20 protein-coding genes are annotated in these 21,132 nt (G+C 34.9%); 14 read left to right on the top strand and 6 right to left on the bottom strand.

Going from position 1 to position 21,132, the window contains the following annotated elements:
* Window positions 1-60 precede the first annotated feature (60 nt).
* The gene (gldJ, locus tag QWY87_RS11985) at window positions 61-1,731 is read right to left on the bottom strand and encodes a gliding motility lipoprotein GldJ (protein ID WP_290291477.1); all 1,671 of its coding nucleotides are present in this window, start codon (window positions 1,729-1,731) and stop codon (window positions 61-63) included.
* Window positions 1,732-1,867: 136 nt separating this feature from the next.
* Here gldJ and porU point away from each other — a divergent pair, with 136 nt between their 5' ends.
* From porU to QWY87_RS11955, 6 genes are all read left to right on the top strand, one after another.
* Window positions 1,868-5,725 carry a type IX secretion system sortase PorU gene (porU, locus tag QWY87_RS11980; RefSeq protein WP_290291475.1) on the top strand — a complete coding sequence of 1,286 codons (3,858 nt, stop codon included), beginning with the start codon at window positions 1,868-1,870 and terminating at the stop codon, window positions 5,723-5,725.
* A 37-nt stretch (window positions 5,726-5,762) separates the two neighbouring features.
* Window positions 5,763-6,905 (top strand): type IX secretion system outer membrane channel protein PorV, encoded by a 1,143-nt coding sequence (porV, locus tag QWY87_RS11975; RefSeq protein ID WP_290291473.1) that lies wholly within the window; start codon window positions 5,763-5,765, stop codon window positions 6,903-6,905.
* Between the two features lie 121 nt (window positions 6,906-7,026).
* Window positions 7,027-7,512: a cytidine deaminase gene (gene cdd / locus QWY87_RS11970; protein ID WP_290291470.1), complete on the top strand. Its 486-nt coding sequence runs from the start codon at window positions 7,027-7,029 to the stop codon at window positions 7,510-7,512.
* The gene (locus tag QWY87_RS11965) at window positions 7,509-7,886 is read left to right on the top strand and encodes a group III truncated hemoglobin (protein WP_290291468.1); all 378 of its coding nucleotides are present in this window, start codon (window positions 7,509-7,511) and stop codon (window positions 7,884-7,886) included. Before cdd ends, QWY87_RS11965 begins: the two co-directional genes overlap by 4 nt.
* 96 nt (window positions 7,887-7,982) lie before the next feature.
* On the top strand, window positions 7,983-9,044 hold the full coding sequence (locus QWY87_RS11960; protein ID WP_290291466.1) for a 3-oxoacyl-ACP synthase III family protein: 1,062 nt from the start codon (window positions 7,983-7,985) through the stop codon (window positions 9,042-9,044).
* 76 nt (window positions 9,045-9,120) lie between these two features.
* A complete protein-coding gene (locus QWY87_RS11955; protein ID WP_290291463.1) occupies window positions 9,121-9,531 on the top strand; it encodes a DUF5362 family protein in 411 nt (136 codons plus the stop codon).
* Between the two features lie 3 nt (window positions 9,532-9,534).
* On the opposite strand, the gene pepE is transcribed toward QWY87_RS11955, so the two are convergent.
* The gene (pepE, locus tag QWY87_RS11950; RefSeq protein ID WP_290291461.1) at window positions 9,535-10,242 is read right to left on the bottom strand and encodes a dipeptidase PepE; all 708 of its coding nucleotides are present in this window, start codon (window positions 10,240-10,242) and stop codon (window positions 9,535-9,537) included.
* A gap of 136 nt (window positions 10,243-10,378) precedes the next feature.
* Between pepE and QWY87_RS11945 the strand changes: the two genes are divergently transcribed.
* Window positions 10,379-11,113 (top strand): carboxypeptidase-like regulatory domain-containing protein, encoded by a 735-nt coding sequence (locus tag QWY87_RS11945; RefSeq protein ID WP_290291459.1) that lies wholly within the window; start codon window positions 10,379-10,381, stop codon window positions 11,111-11,113.
* Between the two features lie 8 nt (window positions 11,114-11,121).
* Here QWY87_RS11945 and QWY87_RS11940 read toward each other — a convergent pair whose 3' ends face one another.
* Complete coding sequence (locus tag QWY87_RS11940) at window positions 11,122-11,730, bottom strand: DNA-3-methyladenine glycosylase family protein (RefSeq protein WP_290291458.1); 609 nt, start codon at window positions 11,728-11,730, stop codon at window positions 11,122-11,124.
* A 75-nt stretch (window positions 11,731-11,805) separates the two neighbouring features.
* Between QWY87_RS11940 and QWY87_RS11935 the strand changes: the two genes are divergently transcribed.
* The 3 genes from QWY87_RS11935 to QWY87_RS11925 all read left to right on the top strand — a co-directional run bounded on the left by QWY87_RS11935 (window position 11,806) and on the right by QWY87_RS11925 (window position 15,242).
* Complete coding sequence (locus tag QWY87_RS11935; RefSeq protein ID WP_290291457.1) at window positions 11,806-12,306, top strand: DUF6702 family protein; 501 nt, start codon at window positions 11,806-11,808, stop codon at window positions 12,304-12,306.
* Window positions 12,307-12,375: 69 nt separating this feature from the next.
* Window positions 12,376-14,637: a M1 family metallopeptidase gene (locus QWY87_RS11930; RefSeq protein WP_290291453.1), complete on the top strand. Its 2,262-nt coding sequence runs from the start codon at window positions 12,376-12,378 to the stop codon at window positions 14,635-14,637.
* An 11-nt stretch (window positions 14,638-14,648) separates the two neighbouring features.
* On the top strand, window positions 14,649-15,242 hold the full coding sequence (locus QWY87_RS11925) for a YceI family protein (protein ID WP_290291450.1): 594 nt from the start codon (window positions 14,649-14,651) through the stop codon (window positions 15,240-15,242).
* 44 nt (window positions 15,243-15,286) lie between these two features.
* Here QWY87_RS11925 and QWY87_RS11920 read toward each other — a convergent pair whose 3' ends face one another.
* Window positions 15,287-15,745, bottom strand: a complete 459-nt coding sequence (locus QWY87_RS11920) for an Lrp/AsnC family transcriptional regulator (protein ID WP_290291447.1) — start codon at window positions 15,743-15,745, stop codon at window positions 15,287-15,289.
* 166 nt (window positions 15,746-15,911) lie between these two features.
* Here QWY87_RS11920 and QWY87_RS11915 point away from each other — a divergent pair, with 166 nt between their 5' ends.
* A complete protein-coding gene (locus QWY87_RS11915) occupies window positions 15,912-17,126 on the top strand; it encodes an aminotransferase class I/II-fold pyridoxal phosphate-dependent enzyme (RefSeq protein ID WP_290291444.1) in 1,215 nt (404 codons plus the stop codon).
* A gap of 37 nt (window positions 17,127-17,163) precedes the next feature.
* Here QWY87_RS11915 and QWY87_RS11910 read toward each other — a convergent pair whose 3' ends face one another.
* Together QWY87_RS11910 and QWY87_RS11905 are read right to left on the bottom strand one after the other, a co-directional pair.
* On the bottom strand, window positions 17,164-18,117 hold the full coding sequence (locus QWY87_RS11910) for a phosphoribosylaminoimidazolesuccinocarboxamide synthase (protein WP_290291441.1): 954 nt from the start codon (window positions 18,115-18,117) through the stop codon (window positions 17,164-17,166).
* Window positions 18,118-18,138: 21 nt separating this feature from the next.
* On the bottom strand, window positions 18,139-19,083 hold the full coding sequence (locus tag QWY87_RS11905) for a PhoH family protein (protein ID WP_290291438.1): 945 nt from the start codon (window positions 19,081-19,083) through the stop codon (window positions 18,139-18,141).
* A 151-nt stretch (window positions 19,084-19,234) separates the two neighbouring features.
* Between QWY87_RS11905 and QWY87_RS11900 the strand changes: the two genes are divergently transcribed.
* Genes QWY87_RS11900 through gldF form a run of 3 tightly spaced genes read left to right on the top strand, consistent with a single transcriptional unit; the run spans window position 19,235 to window position 21,127 of the window.
* Window positions 19,235-20,065, top strand: coding sequence for an SAM hydrolase/SAM-dependent halogenase family protein (locus QWY87_RS11900; protein ID WP_290291436.1), 831 nt, complete (start codon window positions 19,235-19,237; stop codon window positions 20,063-20,065).
* Window positions 20,066-20,073: 8 nt separating this feature from the next.
* Entirely contained in the window at window positions 20,074-20,376 is a 303-nt protein-coding gene (locus tag QWY87_RS11895) for a putative quinol monooxygenase (RefSeq protein WP_290291434.1), read from the top strand.
* 28 nt (window positions 20,377-20,404) lie between these two features.
* Window positions 20,405-21,127, top strand: a complete 723-nt coding sequence (gene gldF / locus QWY87_RS11890; RefSeq protein ID WP_290291432.1) for a gliding motility-associated ABC transporter permease subunit GldF — start codon at window positions 20,405-20,407, stop codon at window positions 21,125-21,127.
* Window positions 21,128-21,132 lie beyond the last annotated feature (5 nt).

Below are 21,132 nucleotides of genomic sequence, written 5' to 3'. Positions count from 1 at the left end.
AAAAAAAAACTCAATATCCTAAATGGATATTGAGCTTTTAAATCTTATAGTTTTAGAACCTTATTTTGATTCTTTTCTTCTTCTTGAATATGACATTTGACCAAGTTTGTCAGTTGCACATCTAAATCCTATAAAGTTAGTTGCCATATATTCTGGCAAGTATCTTCTTTGTGCAGGATCTAACCAGAAAGCTCTGTCTTTCCATGATCCACCTTTGAATACCCTTGTTTGATCACTGATCAAAGTATTTCTGGTTTTTGTATCATACTGTTGTATGATCAGACCACTTTCACCAATTTGTCTAGGAATTTCAGGAGAATTGTACATTCTTGGTTTCTCTTCTGATTCATCTTCATCTCTGAAATATTGTTTCGTAGAGGCAAGATCTCCATCACCATTATCAATATTATAAGCCTTTTCATAATTGTTTCTCATAAAGGCATCTCTCTTTGTAACTGGAATGTATTTTACACTACCCGGTAAATCTCTTGGTACGATTTTTCCATTATCTAGCGTATCGAATTCTACATTGTTATAGTCTACTATTACAACATTCCCTTCTTTATCTATTTGTTTCTTATTGAAAACATTTCCTCTAAAGTAACTGAAATCATTGGCATCATTATCAATGATAGGACGGTATACATCGGCAACCCATTCGGCCACGTTACCACTCATATCATAAAGTCCAAAAGCATTAGGCTTATATGACTTGATTCTCATTGTAATATCAGCACCATCATTACTCCATCCGGCTAAACCACTATAATCACCTTTTCCTTGTTTAAAGTTGGCCATCTGGTCACCTTTATATCTTCTTGATTCCTCACGAGTGGAAGTACCATTCCAAGAGTATTTCTTTCTTCCACGAAGCGAGTTATACTCTCTGTTTTCAATTTCAGCTTTTGCTGCATATTCCCACTCTGCCTCTGTTGGCAATCTAAAACGTTGCGCAAGAATACCATCTGAAGTTTTTACATGACGTCCAGTAAATGAACCTTCTGATTTCTTATCTTTTTCAGAAAAATCTTTAATTCCTTTATAATAAATAGTCGAATCACCATCAAATAATAAATTCGGATTACTCAAATAGGTTTCTGTATCGAATCTATTTGCACCTTCAACTTCTAATGAATCCATATCAAATAAAGTATGTAATACACCTTTATCAATTAAAATCTTTTCGTTTACACGGTCAGTTCTCCACTTACAGAACTCAGCAGCTTGTCTCCAAGATACTCCCACTACAGGATATTCAGCATAAGCCGGATGTCTTAAATAATTCTCAGTTAACAATTCATTGAAACCTAAAGTGTTTCTCCACACCAAAGTATCAGGTAATGCTGCCTGGTAAATTTTTCTGTACGTATCATCAGATGGCGGGAAAACCTTTTCTAAATATTGCAGATAAAGCAAATATTCAATATTGGTTACCTCAGCCTCATCCATATAGAATGAACGCACTTGTTGTTTCTGAGGAGTTGTATTCCAATCAAACATAACGTCATCCTGAACACTACCCATCGTAAACGTTCCACCTTCGATTAAAACCATTCCAGGAGGTGGCCCAAGCTCTTTGTAATTGGCATTTGCCTGAAACCCTCCGTACTTGGGATTGTTATATTCCCATCCTGTTAAAGTGGAAACACTCTTATTACTTTTAGAGCAACTTGCCAGAAGAACAGATGCTAATAATATGAGTAGTAATTTGTTACTGCTAAACTTTTTCATAATTATTGATTGACTATTTTTTAGATAAATACAAAAACTATTGACACCGGTGTAAAAGGCTTTAACCTTAAATAATTCCGGTTTCAATGCTTGTATAACGATTCTTTTATTTCTTTATTATGTGTAATGTTGTAAAATGTTTAATTTTGAACGTTTTCAGACCCATATGTACTTAAAAAAGTATTTTCTTTTTCTAATCGCCTTTAACATATGCTTAATCGGATATGCTCAAATTTCTGAATCCAAGACATTTACACTGTCATGGAATGATGAAAGCCGTATTCAAATTTCACAGGAAGAATTTATTGTTCTACCCTTGGTTGAAGGCAATTTCTTCGATGAAAATAACATTCCGAGTTCCACTCATGTATTTAACGTGCAAAACAACGCAATAGTACAGGAATACCAAATAATAAATGTTAAATTTTCACCCCTTACCGGGGCAGGCGTAAAAAACATTCAATCTTCAGATATTCCCAATGAAATAAAGAGTGAATTTCATTTGACAAAAGTAAAGAATAAATCTTTAGCAGTTCTGAAGTTAACCCCACTTGTCAATAATAATGGCAGAATTCAAAAAATTAACTCTTTTACTATAGAATACACCCTTAACACTAATAGCCAGCAAGCAGGATTAAATAAAAATAGTACTGCTTTGGTCACAGACCAATCAGTTTTAGCAAAAGGAACTTGGTTCAAATTTAAAATAGACACAACTGGCGTATTCAAAATTGATAAGGAACTTTTACAACGCATCGGCATCAGCACTGCTAACCTGGATCCAAGGTCTTTGAGAATTTTTGGAAATGGTGGAAAAATGCTGCCGCAATTAAATAGTGATTTTCGCTATGATGATCTTCAGGAAAACGCAATTCATGTTGAAGGAGAAATGGATGGCTCTTTTGATGATGAAGACTATATTCTTTTTTATGGACAAGGACCGGACCATTGGGAAATCAACAGGACTGATTACGAATTATCCCGGCATAACAAAAATATATACAGTGATTACGCCTATTATTTTCTCACGACTGATCAAGGTATTGGTAAAAGAATCACAACAGTCAATTCTATAGTTGAACCGGCTGATATCAAAATAAACACTTTTCATGAATTTATGTTCCATGAGCTGGAATCAGTGAATTTGTTTGCCAATGGTCAACAATGGCTTGGAGAAGATTTTAGTTTTGAAGAAAGTCAAATTTTTAGTTTTGATTTTACCGACTTGAATATGGATGAACCAGTCAATATAAGAGCCCGTGCCGTAGCTGTTTCCAGCAGTAACACCCAGATGAACCTCAGGGTAAATGGGCAAGAACTTATGAACCTCAACTTCTCCCTCATTCCTAACAATTCACTGACGAAAGCATCATCAGATGAAAATGAAGAGCGCATTTCTCTAACAAGTGACAAGATTGATATTGAGATCGTCTACAATAACAATGGCAATCCGTCTTCAAGAGCCTATTTAGACTATATCGAAATTATAGGAAGCAAAAATCTTATAGCCAACGGGAAACAGTTTTCTTTTCGAAATACAAACGCAAACAACCCTTCTGTTTTATATGAATACAATATTCAAAATGCGGCTAACGTTAGTCAGTTATGGGACGTTTCAGACCCTTTAAATTCGAGACGAATTTCGAACGAAAGTGATGGAAATGACTATGTTTTTAAAAAAATTGGAGGCGAACATGAATTTATTATTCTCGGTACCGATGATTTTTTAAGCCCTGAACCTGTTGAAGACAATGACGTTGCCAACCAGAATATTCACAGCTTAAAGGATATCGACTATGCGATAATCAGCCCGTCCTATTTAATGTCTGAAGCTGAACGTTTGGCTACTTATCATAGGGAAGTTTCAGGTTATAATGTAGCACTTGTTGATCTGAATGAAATATATAATGAGTTTAGTTCAGGTTCTCCAGACCTCACAGCGATAAGAGATTTTGTAAGGTTCTTGTATCAAAATGCATCCGCTGATCAAAATAGAATCAAATATGTTTGTCTTTTTGGTGATGCTTCATTTGATTTCAAAGATAGAATTGGAGACAACAACAATGTTATTCCAGCCTTTCAATCTTATGAGAGTTTTAATTTGGCCACAGCTTATGTTACTGACGACTACTATGGCCTGATGGATGACAGTGAAGGTTTACTGGGCAGTGGCGATATGCAAGACGTAGCCATGGGAAGATATCCGGTAACATCTTTAAAGGAGGCTAGGGATCTTATTGATAAAACCTTGAACTACTATGCCACATCTTCGCTGGGTGATTGGAGAAATACCATCAGCTTTGTAGCCGATGATCCGGATAATTCCGGCGAATTTATTCTGCAACAGGCTTTGGATCGCATTACGCAGGAGATCGAATTAAAAAAACCTGCTTTTAACATTAAGAAAATTTATGCTGATGCCCATCAACAAGAAAGTTCAGCTGGAGGTGAACTCTATCCTACGGTTAATGAAGCCATCAATAATGCTGTTGAAACCGGTACCTTATTTTTAGATTATTTTGGCCATGGAGGGGTTAATGGATGGGCTGAGGAACGAATACTAGAAATCCCCCAGATTCAAGATTGGAACAATTTCAATACGCTGCCATTATTAATTACCGTTACTTGTGAATTTGCAAGATTTGATAATCCAATTCGTCCAACAGCAGGTGAATATACCTTATGGAATTCTCAAGGTGGAACGTCTCATTTAATTTCAACCACACGTGAAATATTCATCAGTGTTGGTGAAGTATTTAATAGAAATCTTATCGGGAATTTGCTGGGTTACGACGGGCAGGATTACAGTATTTCTGAAGCTTTGATGTATACCAAACATCAATCTTTTACTTCACAGCGATTCTTCGTTTATAGCTTTGGAGACCCAGCAATGAAAATGGCCCAGGCCAAACCCAGGATTCGTATCACCAAAATGAATGATGTGGAAATCAATCAAAGTAAAGATACTTTAAAAGCCTTATCCAAGATTAAGCTTGAAGGCCTCATAACAGATGAAAATGATCAGGTATTAACGAATTTTACGGGTACCTTAAGTGCCACTATTTATGATAAACCATTAGACAAAATCACACTTGACAATGATAACCTCGGTAAAAAGATGGAGTTCACGGCAATAGAAAGTAAGATCTTTAGAGGGAGAGCGAGTGTTAATGCTGGTAAATTCTCATTTGAGTTTATAGTTCCTAAAGATATTCGTATCGCTTATGGAAATTCTAAAATTAGCATGTATGCGGAAAATCAAATTACTGACAGAACCGGAGCTGACTTGAGTATTGTTATAGGAGGAATCGACCCTAATGCTCCTTTAGATTCAGAAGGTCCGGAAATCCGTTTGTTTATGAACGATGAATCTTTTGTAGATGGAGGAAACACAAATTCATCACCAGTACTATATGCTGTTCTTGAGGATCTTTCAGGAATTAACACATCAATTACTGCGGTTGATCATGATATTATAGCCATATTGGATGACAACAATAACAACCCTTATGTACTAAATGATTACTATGAAACAGAGCTAAATGACTTCCAAAAAGGAAAAGTAAAGTTCCCGTTTCGCAATCTGGAAGCGGGTTTACACACGATTAAATTTAAATGTTGGGATACATACAATAATCCATCAGAATCAACGTTAAGTTTTATTGTAGTCAATGATAACGACTTAATATTAAGTAATGTATTGAATTACCCGAATCCGTTTATAAATTATACTGAATTTTGGTTTAATCACAACAAACCAAATGAGACACTAGATGTTCAGGTACAAATTTTTACAGTTTCAGGTAAACTAATAAAAACCCTTAACCGTTCTGTACAATCAGACGGGCTATTATCCAGAGATATCTCTTGGAATGGTCTTGATGATTTTGGTAACAAAATTGGTAAGGGTGTTTATGTATACAAGCTTCATGTTAGATCTCAAATTACAAATGCGAAGGCGGAAAAATTTGAAAAACTTGTCATATTACAATAACAATTTAGATCTAAATCCCTAAAATCCTATTCATTAGATGAAAAAAATAAGTCTAATTGCAATCGCTACATTACTTGGAATTTTTAGCTCCTATGCTCAAGATGAAGTAAATCCTATTACAACAGCAGCACCTTTTTTACTTATAGCACCTGATGCGAGAGCTGGTGGTCTTGCCGATATGGGTGGGGCAACCTCATCTGATGTAAGTTCATTACACTATAATGCTGCAAAATATGCCTTTTCAGAATCTGAGTGGCAAATTGGCTTGAATTATACGCCATGGCTGCGAAATTTAACGAATGACGTAAGTCTTACAAGTTTGTTTGTTTCTAATAAAATCAATGAAAGAAGTGCCTGGGCAACCAGTCTGACTTATTTTTCGCTTGGATCAATTGAATTGACAGATGGTTCAGGTATTAGTCTCGGTTCAGAAAATCCAAATGAATTTGCAATTGATGGTGCTTATTCATTAAAACTTAGTGAAGTGATTTCAATGGCAGTTGGATTGAGGTTTATTCATTCTGATTTAGCTGTTAGAGTAGATAATTCAGAAATACAAACCGTAAACACGTTTGCTGTTGACGTTTCAATGTTCTATCAAAGTGAAGAAAAAAACTTCGGTGACTTTAACGGTCGTTGGAGAGCAGGAGTCAACATTTCAAATATCGGACCTAAAGTTGAACTCGTGCTGGGTGGTGATGAATCTTTTATCCCTACAAATTTAAAAATGGGTGGTGGATTTGATTTTATACTAGACAATGCCAATACGATCACAGCTAATCTTGAACTAAATAAATTATTAGTTCCTACGCCTCCAATCAGAGACAGCTCTGGTGAAGTTATTGCTGGGAAAGACGATAATGTAAATTTCCTTACTGGGATGGTACAATCATGGTATGATGCTCCAAGAGGATTTGAAGAGGAAATGGAAGAATTTATATGGCAGGTAAGTGCTGAATACCTTTACAATGATGTTTTTTCTGTAAGAGCAGGATATTTTCATGAGTCAGCCAATAAGGGTAACAGACAGTTTTTCACAGTAGGTACTGGATTCAAATTTAGAAGTACAACCTTAGACGTGTCTTACCTTATAAATACTTCTGACGTAAACAACCCTTTGGAGAGCACACTTAGATTCTCCTTAACCATTAATCTTGGTGATTCATATGCCTATTTCTAAAATGTAATTAATAAATTCCATTATAGATTAACGGTTTTAATATCAATGGCAAAATGTTCCTTTTTGAATGTTGGGCTTAAAAACCTATATTTAAATTTTATAAAAACATATTCGGTAGCTTATGAATGATCATCATATTTCAACAAAATTTACAGTTTTTGATAATCAAAGTGAGTTGTCTTCTATTGAAAATGAACTACTAAATAAGGCCATTCAAGCCAGAGACAGTGCCTATGCCCCCTACTCTTCATTCAATGTTGGGGCCGCTGTGATACTTGATAACGACCAGGTTTTTCTTGGCAATAATCAAGAAAATGCAGCCTATCCCTCAGGGATTTGTGCAGAAAGAGTAGCCATATGGAGCGCCATGTCAGCTATACCACATGGTAAAATAAAACAAATTTTCATCTCAGCTCGTTCTGAAAAAACAAAAGTCAACAGGCCTGTAGCACCTTGTGGTGCCTGCAGACAAGCCATAGCAGAATATGAAACACGACAGAAAGAAAATATAGAAATATTCTTTGCGGGTGAAACCGGAAAGATTGTAAAAGCCTATTCAATAAAGGACCTTCTTCCATGGATGTTTGATAATTCTATGCTGTCATGAGACCAGACATACAGTCAAGAGAAGACCTTTTTGTAATTGTAAGCGATTTTTATATTGACTTATTAGGCAGTAAAGAGCTTTCCCATTTTTTTGTTTCTTTTAAGGATGAAATTGTTTTAAAACACCATCTTGAGACGCTAGTTGATTTCTGGGATAATACACTCTTCTATTCAGGTACTTATAAAAAAAATGCCATAAAACCTCATATTGACATTCATGCAGAAAAGGGTATCAGTAGCTTTCACTTTGATGAGTGGCTTTCCCTTTTTAAAAAGGCGGTTGATAGCAATTTCAAAGGTCAAAATGCAGATACTATAAAAAGTAGGGCTCTTTCAATTGCAACAGTGATGAAGCTAAAACTTAAGGTTATCTAAGTTACCTTTTCCCCTATTTTTACTTGCTAAATTTTCTAAACTTATCAATTAGTCATACCTTAGAGCCCTGTAAAGCACATCTAAATTTCATATTCTATGAACTCAATAATTACAGGAACTGGTAGTTATATCCCTGAAATAGTCAAAAAGAATGAGGACTTCATGGAAAATAAATTCTACAGTGAAAAAAAAGACCGACTCACAGATCCTAACACAAGTATCATTGAGAAATTTCAAAGTATTACCGGAATTGAAGAAAGAAGGTATTTAGAGAGTAGTTTATTAAATAGTGAAATTGCCGCTATCGCATCACATCAAGCCATAGCAAATGCAGGAATTGACCCTGAAAGTATAGATCAGATTATTTTTGCGCATAACTTTGGTGATATGGATGATTCGAATAAACAATCTGACATGTTACCCAGCCTTGCATCTAAAGTAAAAAACATTCTTCGCATTAAAAATCCTGATTGTGTTGCTTATGATATCGTGTTTGGCTGTCCTGGATGGGTTCAGGGTATGATTCAAGCCGATCAGTTTATTCAATCTGGCATGTCAAAAAGGTGTTTGGTAATTGGTTCTGAGACGTTGTCAAGGGTTATAGATCCGCACGACAGAGATTCAATGATCTATTCAGATGGTGCCGGAGCCTGCATATTAGAAAAAGGAACGGATGAGAAAAAAGGAATTCTGAGTTATGCCAGTCAGACATTTACGTTTGAGGAGTCCAATTATATTTTTTTCGGAGAATCCAATAAAGCAGAAGATGAAGATAATACCCGTTATCTTAAAATGCATGGAAGGAAAATATATGAATTTGCTTTAAACAAAGTGCCTTTAGCAATGAAAAAAGCCTTAGACTCATCAGGTCTTGGCATTGATAATGTTAAAAAAATATTGATACATCAGGCAAATGAAAAAATGGATGAAGCCATTATCAAAAGGTTTTATCGATTATTCAAAACCAACATTCCTTCTGACATAATGCCGATGAGCATTAACAAATTAGGAAATAGTTCCGTAGCAACAGTTCCTACACTTCTAGATTTAATATTGCATCATAAACTTGATGATCACCAAATAGTTGAAGGTGACGCAATCATTCTTGCATCTGTAGGTGCAGGTATGAATATCAATGCTGTTGTTTATCAATATTAAAATTCCAAATTTATCATAGCAAAAAGCTTCGGGAAAAATTAAAATTCTTACTTTCGGCGAAATTTAAATCCAAGTTATGCAACTCACTGATCAAGCCAAAAAATATTTATTAGAAGCCGCTAAATGGGCTAACTTCATTGCTATTTTTGGATTCATAGCGATAGGTTTACTTATCATTATGTCTTTTTCTATTGGAAGTATAATGGCAAATATGCCTGAAGGTTCCCTTGGTGGTTTATCACCAAAATTCTTTTCGTTCTTTTATCTTATTGCAGCAGGCATCTACTTTATTCCTGTCTTCTTTTTGTTTCAATTTGGACAAAAAACAAAACAAGCTTTATTGGACGACGATCACAACCTACTCACCTTTGGTCTAAAGAAATTACGATCTCACTATAAATTTGTTGGTATTTTGTTCATCATTTTTATTTCACTCTACTTGCTTCTGATCATTTTCGGTGCTTTTGGCGCACTTGCCATGGGTTAAACATTATAAAATTTCATTCAAATCTGTTTCTGGTGAAATTTCAAAAGGATCTGTATTCTTTTTAAAAATCCTGGCTGTCATAGGTCCTTTTAGAACGTAGGCACTTCCGTTTACTTCTATCCAGCTTCCCTCTCTTAAGCCAATCACATTAATATCATTATAGGCATGAAATTCCTTAATTCTGGTTTCCCGAGTCTCTCCTTTATGTTTGGAATCTGGATCTGGATCAAGATAATGAGGGTTGATATTAAACGGAACTAAATCAAGGGCATCTAAAGTTTCCGGGTGAACTATTGGCATATCATTCGTTGTCTTGACATTAGGCCCTACAATATTGCTTCCAGCACTTGTACCCAGGTAAGGGGTTCCGGCTTTTACTTTATTCTTGAGTACTTCAATCAAGCCACTGCTTATTAATTGATCCATTAATACAAAAGTATTACCTCCTCCAACATATATCGCCTCTGCATCTTTAATGGCTTTAATTGGATCATCAAATTCATGAATACCTTGCACGGTAAAAGGCAAACTAGAAAGCGCATCGCTCACAATACCTGTATAGGTGCTATGACTAATGCCACCCGGCCTTGCATAAGGAATAAATAATAAATTTGTAACAGATTTAAAATGCTTCTCCAAATGAGGTAGTAAGTATTCTAAAAACCTACTTCCATGTATTGTAGAAGTGCTTGCAACGATCAGTTTTCTCATTGTGTTTTTGTTCAAAATTAAATAAACGCTTTAACAAAAGATTATAAGTCTAATAATTTTATTTTTATCGTCATAATCGTTTCTTTGAATAATGAAACAACTTTACCTGTTCTTTTTTCTTTTTAACATCTTACTTATGCAAAGTCAGGAAAACAGGGTATTGATATCGGGCGAGATAAAAAATGATTCTGTTCCGATTCAAAATGTTCATATCATTAATAAAAGTGCTCAAAAAGGAACCATCACCAACAGGATAGGTCAGTTCAAAATATCGGTGACAGATAAGGACACCCTTATGATCTCAGACATTCAATTTCAGAATAAAATCATCATTATTAATCAAGATCATTTACTCACTAAATTTATTGAAATTAACTTACTTGAATTAACGAATGAACTGGATGAGGTAATTGTGCAACAATTTGATGATATGTCTGAAGAACTCGGATTGCCCAATGCAGGTAAAGAACCCCTTAACAAGCTCGATAGAAATCTTAATCATTACAGTCAGAAAAGCACACCCGTTGTAATCCTTGAGGCTTTACTTTTTAAACAAGGAGGAATTGATGACATCTATAATATTGTTTCAGGAAACCGCAAGAGAGACCGTAAATTGAAACAATTGATACAGGAGGATGAACTTAATGTCTCAAAAATGGAATACGTCAAAACTATTCGAGCTCACTTTCAAGATGAATTCTTTATCAACTCCGTTAAAATTGAGGAGGAATATATAGACACTTATATTTATTACTGTTTGGCACAAGACATTGGAAATCTGTATGACAAGGGAAGATTAATAGAAGTTATTGACGTACTCCTGAAATCTAAGGAGCAATATTTTCAGTCTTTGGAAACTGTAGATGAATAAAGACCAATCTAAGCCTCCATTATTTTCCATAAATATTTTGAGGCCAAAGTCTTATAGGGGTGCCAATTAAGTGAAATTTCATTCATACGTATTTTGAGTTCTTTTTTCTCCAGATCAATTGTATAAAGTTTTTTCATGGAATTCTGAATCCCTAAATCATCAACAGGAAAAACATTAGGTCTATCCATAGGAAACATCAAAATCATCTGAACAGTCCACTTCCCTACCCCTTTTATTTGGGTTAGGTAATCAATTATCTGATCGTCTGACATTGTTTGCAAATAGTCAAAACTCATATCATTCTCCAAATAAAATTCTGCCACATTTTTAACATAATTTGCCTTATTATTTGACAGGCCAATTTCACGAAGTAAATTATGTTCTTTTGACAAAAGACTTTCCGCATCCGGATAACCATCTACAAACAAATCGGTAAACCTATTCCAAATAATCTTAACAACCTTAACTGAAAGCTGTTGCGATACGATTGAAGAAAGAAGTGAATGATAAATATCGATATCTAATTCAGGACGAATTTCAGTCTCAAGGCTTGTAATTGCCTTAAAAAGTATTTTATCTTTTTTAAGATGAAGTAAAATATTCTTATGTGAGCTCAAGTTTAACTTTTTTTTAAAATATTATTTAATCAGTCTGAGTACATTTGCACCACTAAAATTAACACTTTAATTCTAATGAGACGCAACCTTTATTTTTTATGCTTACTATTAGTGATTCCCATCCTGGCATTAGGCGTTCATAAACATTATATAAGTCTGACTAAAGTAGACTTTATCAAAGAGAAGAAAGTTATTCAGGTTACGATGAAATTCTTTATCGATGACATCGAATTAGCGCTTGAAAACAAACATGGGCAAGCCATGGAGTTAACCACCAAAGACGAAAACAAAATGGCTGACAAATTTTTGGAAGGTTATATCCGGCAAAAATTTAAGGTTTGGGTTAATGAGGAGGAAAAGGCTTATGCTTATCTCGGTAAGGAATATGAAAATAATGAGGTCTTTTTCTATTTAGAAATAGAAAAAATATCGGATATAAAAACCATCGAAATTCAAAATTCAATGTTATTTGAAGAATTTGAGGAACAACAAAATTATATCAAACTGAACATAGAAAATGTTCAGAAAACATTTATACTTTTAAAAGCAAACAATAAAGATAAATTAAAATTATAGGGCTCTTTTCTGTTACATATAAAATCCCTACTTTCGGCGCATCGTATCAAAAAAAAGCAATAAATCCATATGAAAAAAATTACCTTATTAATTGTTATCCTATTGACGGGATTCAATTCTTTTGGTCAGGAAACTGAAGTGAAGGAAGAGAAAGCCCCAGGACATCTTAACATTAGCAAATTTAGACAACTAAAACAAGAACTGCCAACTCCAAATACTTACCGTACCGCATCAGGTGCCCCTGGTCATGAGTATTACCAGCAAAAAGCGGATTATAAAATGGATATCATTCTTGATGATGAGAACCAAAGGATTTATGGTGAAGAAGTAATCACATATTTTAACAATTCACCTGATGAATTGGAATACCTATGGGTGCAACTTGATCAGAATATTAGAGCTCCGGATGCAAAAACCAGCGATGTAAAAGCAGGTGGTCCGGCAAGTTATTATAACCCTAAGAAATTTACAGAAGAATTTTTAGGTCAACCATTTCAAGGTGGCTTCAATATAGACTACGTTAGAAATATTGATGATGCTGAAATGGATTATACGGTCAACGGTACTATGATGCGAATTGATCTGCCAGAAATGATGAAATCCGGTGACAAGGTTAGCTTCAAAATAAAGTGGTGGTATAATATCCCAAACCATGTTATTGACGGTGGTAGGTCTGGTTTTGAGCATTTTGAAGGGGGCAACAATAGTTATGTTATTGCGCAGTTCTTCCCAAGAATGGCAGTATATAATGACGTTGAAGGATGGCAAAATTTACAATTTTTAGGAAGGGGTGAGTTTGCACTTGTTTTTGGGGATTATGAAGTAAATATTACAACACCTGAAGACCACATACTAGATGGAACAGGTGTGATTACAAACCGTAAAGACATGCTTAGTTCTAAGCAATGGAAACGATACGAAAAAGCTTTGAAATCATATGATGAACCAGTCGTTATCGTTACACAGGAAGAAGCTGAGGAAAATGAAAAAGAAGTTTCAAAGAAGACCAAAACCTGGAACCTGAAAGCAGAAAATGTACGTGACTTTGCTTTCGCATCTTCAAGAAAATACATTTTAGACGGGCAGGCAGTCAAGGTTGGTGACCGAACTGTAATGGCCATATCTTTATATTCTAAAGAAGGTAATCCTCTTTGGGGTGAATACTCAACGAGAGTTGTTGCAAGCACAGTTAAATCATATTCAGCTCAAATGTTTGACTATCCTTATCACAAGGCGATTTCTGTTCATGCAAAGCGTCAAGGAATGGAATATCCTATGATCTGTTTTAATTTTGGAAGGCCAAAACCTGACGGATCCTATTCAGAAAGAACTAGAAATGGAATGATCGGTGTGATTATTCATGAAGTGGGTCACAACTGGTTTCCTATGATTATTAATTCGGATGAACGCCAATGGGGATGGATGGATGAAGGTTTAAACACCTTCGCTCAACTCTTGGCTGAACAAGATTTTGAACCTGGTTTTCCTTCGAGAGGCTATCCTAAAAATGTAGTGGATTATATGGATGGAGACCAAGCAAGAATTGCTCCTATTATGACGCAACATGACAATGTGTTTCAAAGCGGGCCGAATGCTTATTCAAAACCTGCAGCCGGGCTTTATATTTTAAGAGAAGTTGTTTTAGGGCATGATCTTTTTGATAAAGCGTTCAAAACGTATGCAGAAAGATGGAGATTTAAGCATCCAACTCCCGCTGATTTCTTTAGAACTATGGAAGATGCTTCAGGAACTGACCTGGACTGGTTTTGGAGAGGGTGGTTTTACACTACTGACTATAATGATATAGGCGTTAAAGACATCAAAAAGTATAAGGTGACTGAAGAGCCAACTGAAAAAGCAAAAAAGATAGCTAAGCGTTATGGAATGACCATAGACCAATTTGGAAATAACCTGTATTTGGTTGAAATGGATATGACAGCTACTACTGAAGATACCTCTTCATTACAAGATATCCCTGCTTTGAATGAATATCTATCAGATAATTTTTCAAAAGAAGAGAGAGCTGCTTTAAGAGACACTAAATATTTCTATGAAATTATTTTTGAGAAACCAGGAGGTTTGGTCATGCCTATTTTGGCGGAGATCACGTATGCCGATGGTAGTAAAGAAAACAAATATTATCCGGCTGAGATTTGGAGGTTCAACGATAAAGAAATAAAAAAGATCATCGGAACTGAAAAAGAAATTACGGGAATCAAAATAGATCCTAACCAACTTACATCTGATGTGAATCTTGAAAATAACAGTTGGCCGAGAAAAGAAAGCGAATCAAAGTTTGATGCTTTCAAAAAGGAAAACATAACTGATTAAATTAAAAAAACATGAAAACAATCTTAGAAAGAACAGTAATTGCCCTATTTTTATTTAGCTCGTTTTTGACCGTGGCACAGGTTCAATTCAATGCTGATACCGAGACTTCAGTATTAAATTGGAAAGGTTTCAAACCAACTGGTGATCATTATGGTACGGTAAAAGTGAAAAATGGTTTTTTCACAGTTAAGGATAAACAGGTAGTGAGTGGTGAATTTGAAATTGACATGACCTCTATTGTTGATCTTGACATGGATGCTGATAGCGAGTATAATGCGAAACTTGTCAATCATTTAAAAAGCGAGGATTTCTTTTCAGTTGAAAAATATCCTGTAGCTTCTTTTAAAATTAGCAAAACAGAAATAAAAGGAGATAAAACTCTAATCACTGGAGATTTGAGCATCAAAGGGAAATCACATTCTATTTCTTTTCTCGCGTCTGTCAAAAACGAAGGTGAAAATCTTCATGTAAAAAGCGAAACTTTTAAAATTGACAGATCAAAGTGGGATGTAAAATACCAATCAAAATCGTTCTTTGCTGATCTTGGAGACAAGTTTATCTATGACGATATTGAATTGTCTTTTGAAGTGACTGCTAAGCAGTAGTTCTGTTCAAACACAATAATAAAAGGCCCTTTTAGGGCCTTTTTTTATTGAAAATCAATTGCGTGGGTGTTTTTAACTTCGTTTATAATAAAGGTGCTGTGAGCACTGCCTATATGGTCAAGGTAAGTTAACTTATCATTTAAAAATTGATGATAATGCTTCATATCCTTTACAGTAATTTTTAAGAGATAGTCATAATCACCACTAACATTATAGCATTCCAGGACCTCCGCAAACCTAATTACTTCCTTTTCAAACTTTACCAAATACTCATTCCTGTGTTCCTTTAATTTAATTTGACAAAATACAACAAAGCCCAAATCCACCAGTTCTTTATTAACTCGAATGGAATAGGCTTCAATAATCCCCTTTCTTTCCAGCTTTCTTACCCGTTCATAAATAGCAGTGCTTGAGAGGTTTAAATGTACCGAAAGTTCCTTGGTTGTAATCTTGCTGTCTTTTTGCAAAAAGGTCAAAATCCTATTATCAATGGTATCTAACATAAATGATATATTATCTAGTTAACGAATATTTTCTTTAGTCAAACTTCGAATATAACTAATATTTAGTTAAAAAATAGATTTATTATCTATATTAAAATATAACTATTGATTTTTTCACTAGTGATTCGTAATTTTACACTTATAAGGAACATTAAAATCAATCGTTATGAGTTTCAATCCAGCAGATAATATTCAAGATCTTCAATATTTTGGTGAATTTGGAGGGGTAAACCCGTCAATTTCTGATTCTTCAACCTACACTTTTTTAGCGGCTAAATCGATGATTGATACCTTTGAAGGTAATTTGGAGGGGTGTTATTTATATTCAAGGCACAGTAGCCCGTCTAACTTATATTTGGGTGAAGCCTTAGCAGCCATGGAAGGAACTGAAGCCGCAAATGTCTCTTCCTCGGGAATGGGTTCCATCTCTTCTGTCTTATTGCAAATCTGTTCTCAAGGTGACCACATTGTTTCATCTAGAACCATATATGGAGGAACCTATGCCTTTCTTAAAAATTTTACACCAAAATTTGGGATTGACACTTCGTTTGTAGACATCACAGATCTGGATAAAGTAGCAGCTGCTATCCAAAAAAATACAAAAATTCTATATATAGAAAGTATCAGTAACCCTCTATTGGAAGTTGCCGACATTCGAGCGCTTTCTAAAATAGCTAAGGAGAATAATCTCAAATTAATAGTTGACAATACCTTTTCTCCTTTGCAAATATCTCCAGTCATTCTGGGAGCTGATGTTGTTATCCATAGCCTTACCAAATTCATTAATGGCACAAGTGATACCGTAGGTGGTGTAATCTGCGGCTCAAATCAATTCATCGAAGATTTAAAAAATGTGAATGATGGGGCCAGTATGTTGCTTGGTCCGGTAATGGACAGTTTGCGCGCAGCAAGCGTACTGAAAAACTTAAGAACACTACATATAAGAATGAAAAAACATAGTGAAAACGCTATGTATTTAGCCCAGCAATTTGAAAAAGATGGCTACAAAATAATATATCCAGGGCTTCCAAGTCATCCACAGCATGAATTATATCAATCGCTTTATAATGAAGAATATGGTTATGGAGGAATGCTTACTCTTGATGCTGGTTCATTGGAGAAAGCTGATGAATTAATGGAATTAATGCAAGAAAGAAATCTTGGTTATTTAGCTGTTAGTCTTGGCTTCTACAAAACATTATTCAACGCCCCCGGAACTGCGACTTCCTCTGAAATCCCAATAGAGGAACAAGAAGAAATGGGCTTGACTAGTGGCCTTATCAGATTCTCTATAGGTCTCGACAATCACATTGAACGAACTTATGAGGATATGAAATTTTGCTTAGAGAGTTTGAAAATTATGGCCCATACAAACGTATGAGCCATATAAAAAAACTATAGTATAATATTATAATTTATCAAGCGAGTTTAGTCAAATAGGAATTTACATTTTTTCCTATTCTCTCCAGAAGATTACTGGTATCTCCTTTTTCAAAGGAACGACCCGTTATGTTTTCGAATAATTCTATATATCGATCAGATATTTCAAGAATTTTTTCATCTGACATCTCTGGAATTTGCTGCCCTTCAAGTCCTTGAAAGCCATTGCTGATAAGCCATTGTCGCACAAATTCCTTTGAAAGTTGTTTCTGCATCTCGCCATTATCTTGTCTTTCCTGGTATCCTTCAGCGTAAAAATACCTTGAAGAATCCGGCGTATGGATCTCATCTATCAAAATTATTTCGCCAGAATTACTTTTACCGAATTCATATTTTGTATCCACCAAAATCAAATCCCTTTGGGCTGCTAATTCAGTTCCTCTCTGGAATAATTTTCTAGTGTAATCTTCCAAAACTAAATAATCTGCTTCAGATACAATTTGCTGGGCAATAATATCTTCCCTTGAAATATCTTCATCATGAAGCCCATCATCAGCTTTCGTAGAAGGTGTAATTATCGGTTCAGGGAATTTGTCATTTTCTTTCATTCCATCGGGCATGGCCACTCCACAAATAATTCTTTTCCCATCGCGATATTCTCTCCATGCATGACCGGATAAATATCCTCTTATAACCATTTCTACCTTAAATGGTTTCGCTAGATGTCCAACGGCAACATTCGGGTCAGGACAAGCCAATAACCAGTTTGGCACAATATCTTTGGTTGCGTTGAGCATGCTTTCGGCAATCTGATTCAAAATCTGTCCTTTATATGGAATCTGTCTTGGCATAATCACATCGAAAGCCGATAAGCGATCACTGGCCACCATTACCAGGTACTCATCATTTATATTGTAAACTTCCCTCACTTTCCCTTTATAAACCTCTTTTTGACCAGGGAAATTAAAATCTGTATTATTAATGGTATTCATTTGATTATATTATTCGATTACTTAATCTATTTCAATATTTTTATAGGCATTGATAATATCTTTAACAAGTTTGTGCCTGATCACATCTTTTTCATCAAGATGCACAAAACCAATTCCATTTAAGCCCTTTAGTGCTAATAAAGACTCTTTTAAACCTGAAATCTGCTTTCGCGGAAGGTCAATCTGACCCGGATCACCTGTGATAATAAATTTTGCTTGTTTTCCCATTCGGGTTAAAAACATCTTCATTTGGTTATGCGTCGTATTCTGTGCCTCATCTAAAATGACAAAGGCGCTATCCAAAGTTCTTCCTCTCATAAAAGCCAAAGGAGCAATTTGTATGGTTCCGTTTTCAAGAAATGATTCCAGCTTTTCAAATGGTATCATATCTCTTAATGCATCGTATAAAGGCTGCATATATGGATCCAATTTCTCTTTAAGGTCACCCGGCAAAAACCCAAGGTTCTCACCTGATTCAACCGCTGGTCTGGTCAATATTATCCTTCTAACCTCTCGTTCTTTCAAAGCCCTAACTGCTAATGCTACAGCTGTATAGGTTTTTCCTGTACCTGCAGGCCCAATTGCAAATAACATATCGTTCTCCTTCATCAGATCAACCATCTTTCTTTGGTTAACAGATTGTGCTTTGATAAGTCTTCCTGAAACTCCATGTACTAATACACCATCTGAAAGTTTTGAATTTTTGTCTTGCACAACAGTCGATAAAATACGTTCTATGCTATTATCGTCGAGTTTATTATACCTGTGATAATAAGTAACTAATGAATTGAACTTCTTTTCAAATTCATCAAGCATGATGGCTTCTCCATATACTTTAACCTTATTTCCGCGTGCTACAATCTTCAATTTTGGAAATGATTTTTTGACTAACTCTATATTGCGATTATGGGTGCCAAAAAATTCACTTGGAGCTATATCCTCCAATTCAATAATTCTTTCGTTCAATCCTAAAATATTTAGATTAAAAATTAAGCCTTAAGTGCTTTTTTACTATTTTAATTTGATTAGATTTGTACAACAAAAATAGCACATTTTAACAGTAATTTACCAATAGTTAAAAATATTATATCACCCCATCCGGAATCATTAAGAAAATATGCCGATCATAACTTTAACAACCGATTTTGGTACTAAAGATCACTTCGTTGGTGCTGTCAAGGGGTCGATTTACAGCGAGTTAAAAGAAGTTCGTATTGTAGACATTTCGCATGATATCACTCCTTTCAGTATAACAGAAACGGCCTATATTCTTAAAAATGCATATAAAAATTTTCCTGCAGGCACCATACACATCGTAGGTGTTGATTCTGAAATCAGCGTTGAGAACAAACCTATTGCCATTCAGATGGATGAGCAGTTTTTCATTTGTTGCGACAATGGAATTTTATCGATGATCACCAATGAAATCAATCCTGATAAAATTGTTGAGATTACCATACAAGAACCTGAAGATGATAAATTATCTATTCTTGGAATCTTCATAAAGGTTGCCTGCCATATCGCAAGAGGCGGTACATTAGAAGTAATCGGCAAGAGAATTGACGACATTAAGAAAATTTATGAGATTCAACCTCAGGTGAATACAGAAAAAAATCAGATTGTCGGGAGTATAATTTATATAGACAATTTTGGTAATGTAATCAGTAATATATCTAAGTCAATCTTCCAAAATGTTGGAAAAGGAAGGCCTTTTGAAATAAAAGCGCGAAATTATAAATTCATCAAAATTTACGAGAAATATAATGATCTCGTTGACTTTGACATTCCTCTTGACAAAAGACAAGATGATGGTAAAAAGCTGGCCATTTTCAATTGTGCCAACTATTTGGAAATTTCTATCTATCGAAGTAATCTAAAAACAGTTGGAGGTGCATCTAACCTGCTCGGCCTTGACTATCGAGACAATGTTACAATTCGTTTTATTTAAATGATCATATGCTGGTAAGAATCGTAAAAATGACATTTGCTGATGAAAAAATAGATGATTTTCAAAATCGTTTTCACAGTATTAAGGAAAAAATCATCAATTTCGAAGGATGCCAATTACTTGAATTATATCAGGATAAAGAGAATCCCGCTATTTTTTTTACTTATAGTTATTGGAATTCAGAAGACGACCTTGATCGATATAGAAAATCTTCTTTTTTTAAGGAAGTCTGGACTGATACAAGAAAAATGTTCACTGAAAAAGCTGAGGCTTGGAGTGTAGATAAAATTGTAAGTTTGAATCATCCTTAACAAATCAATGAATCGTAAATAATAATTGATGTTAGCAATTTTAAAAAAAGAACTTAATTTATTCTTCGCAACACCTATAGGGTATTTGGTTATTGCAATCTTCTTGTTGATAAACGGATTGTTTTTATGGGTATTTAAAGGTGATTTTAATATTCTGAATGCAGGATTTGCCGACTTGAACAGCTTCTTTTTCATTACACCTTGGTTTTTCATATTTATGATACCGGCTATTACAATGAGAACTTTCTCTGATGAAATTAGACTCGGTACTATTGAAATAATCAAGACGAAACCTATAAGTAGCTGGGACATTATACTAGGTAAATACCTTGGCTCCTTGCTCTTAATTCTAATTGCCCTATTGCCCACCTTAACTTATGTCTATACTGTCTTTCAATTGGCAGGAACCCCCAATAGTGTTGATTTTGGCAGTATTGTTGGATCCTATTTTGGATTGCTTTTTTTAGCCAGCTCTATAACAGCCATAGGAATGTTCAGCTCTACCTTATCTGATAACCAAATTGTCGCTTTTATTATTGGACTGGTTTTGTCATTTTTTATGTTCTATGGTTTCGAAGCCATTGGAGATCTTGGGAGCATAGGAAATTTTGAAATAAAGAACCTTGGGCTTCATGCCAGGTTCGTAAATATTGGCAGGGGAATTATAGATACGAAAGACCTCGTATATTTTTTAAGTATTACGTTTTTCTTTCTTTTTCTAACCAAAACAAATTTTGATCTAAAACAATAAGCGCT

The organism is Lutimonas halocynthiae, assembly GCF_030409835.1.
Classification (GTDB): Bacteria; Bacteroidota; Bacteroidia; order Flavobacteriales; family Flavobacteriaceae; genus Lutimonas; species Lutimonas halocynthiae.
The sequence above is the reverse complement of the archived record's forward strand: the minus strand, read 5'-3'. Positions and strand labels throughout refer to the sequence as shown.

Bases quoted from the DNA above. Each gene is read 5' to 3' on its own strand.
- gldJ (WP_290291477.1), bottom strand. From the start codon at position 1,731: ATGAAAAAGTTTAGCAGTAACAAATTACTACTCATATTATTAGCATCT.
- porU (WP_290291475.1), top strand. From the start codon at position 1,868: ATGTTTAATTTTGAACGTTTTCAGACCCATATGTACTTAAAAAAGTAT.
- porV (WP_290291473.1), top strand. From the start codon at position 5,763: ATGAAAAAAATAAGTCTAATTGCAATCGCTACATTACTTGGAATTTTT.
- cdd (WP_290291470.1), top strand. From the start codon at position 7,027: ATGAATGATCATCATATTTCAACAAAATTTACAGTTTTTGATAATCAA.
- QWY87_RS11965 (WP_290291468.1), top strand. From the start codon at position 7,509: ATGAGACCAGACATACAGTCAAGAGAAGACCTTTTTGTAATTGTAAGC.
- QWY87_RS11960 (WP_290291466.1), top strand. From the start codon at position 7,983: ATGAACTCAATAATTACAGGAACTGGTAGTTATATCCCTGAAATAGTC.
- QWY87_RS11955 (WP_290291463.1), top strand. From the start codon at position 9,121: ATGCAACTCACTGATCAAGCCAAAAAATATTTATTAGAAGCCGCTAAA.
- pepE (WP_290291461.1), bottom strand. From the start codon at position 10,242: ATGAGAAAACTGATCGTTGCAAGCACTTCTACAATACATGGAAGTAGG.
- QWY87_RS11945 (WP_290291459.1), top strand. From the start codon at position 10,379: ATGCAAAGTCAGGAAAACAGGGTATTGATATCGGGCGAGATAAAAAAT.
- QWY87_RS11935 (WP_290291457.1), top strand. From the start codon at position 11,806: ATGAGACGCAACCTTTATTTTTTATGCTTACTATTAGTGATTCCCATC.
- QWY87_RS11930 (WP_290291453.1), top strand. From the start codon at position 12,376: ATGAAAAAAATTACCTTATTAATTGTTATCCTATTGACGGGATTCAAT.
- QWY87_RS11925 (WP_290291450.1), top strand. From the start codon at position 14,649: ATGAAAACAATCTTAGAAAGAACAGTAATTGCCCTATTTTTATTTAGC.
- QWY87_RS11920 (WP_290291447.1), bottom strand. From the start codon at position 15,745: ATGTTAGATACCATTGATAATAGGATTTTGACCTTTTTGCAAAAAGAC.
- QWY87_RS11915 (WP_290291444.1), top strand. From the start codon at position 15,912: ATGAGTTTCAATCCAGCAGATAATATTCAAGATCTTCAATATTTTGGT.
- QWY87_RS11910 (WP_290291441.1), bottom strand. From the start codon at position 18,117: ATGAATACCATTAATAATACAGATTTTAATTTCCCTGGTCAAAAAGAG.
- QWY87_RS11900 (WP_290291436.1), top strand. From the start codon at position 19,235: ATGCCGATCATAACTTTAACAACCGATTTTGGTACTAAAGATCACTTC.
- QWY87_RS11895 (WP_290291434.1), top strand. From the start codon at position 20,074: ATGCTGGTAAGAATCGTAAAAATGACATTTGCTGATGAAAAAATAGAT.
- gldF (WP_290291432.1), top strand. From the start codon at position 20,405: ATGTTAGCAATTTTAAAAAAAGAACTTAATTTATTCTTCGCAACACCT.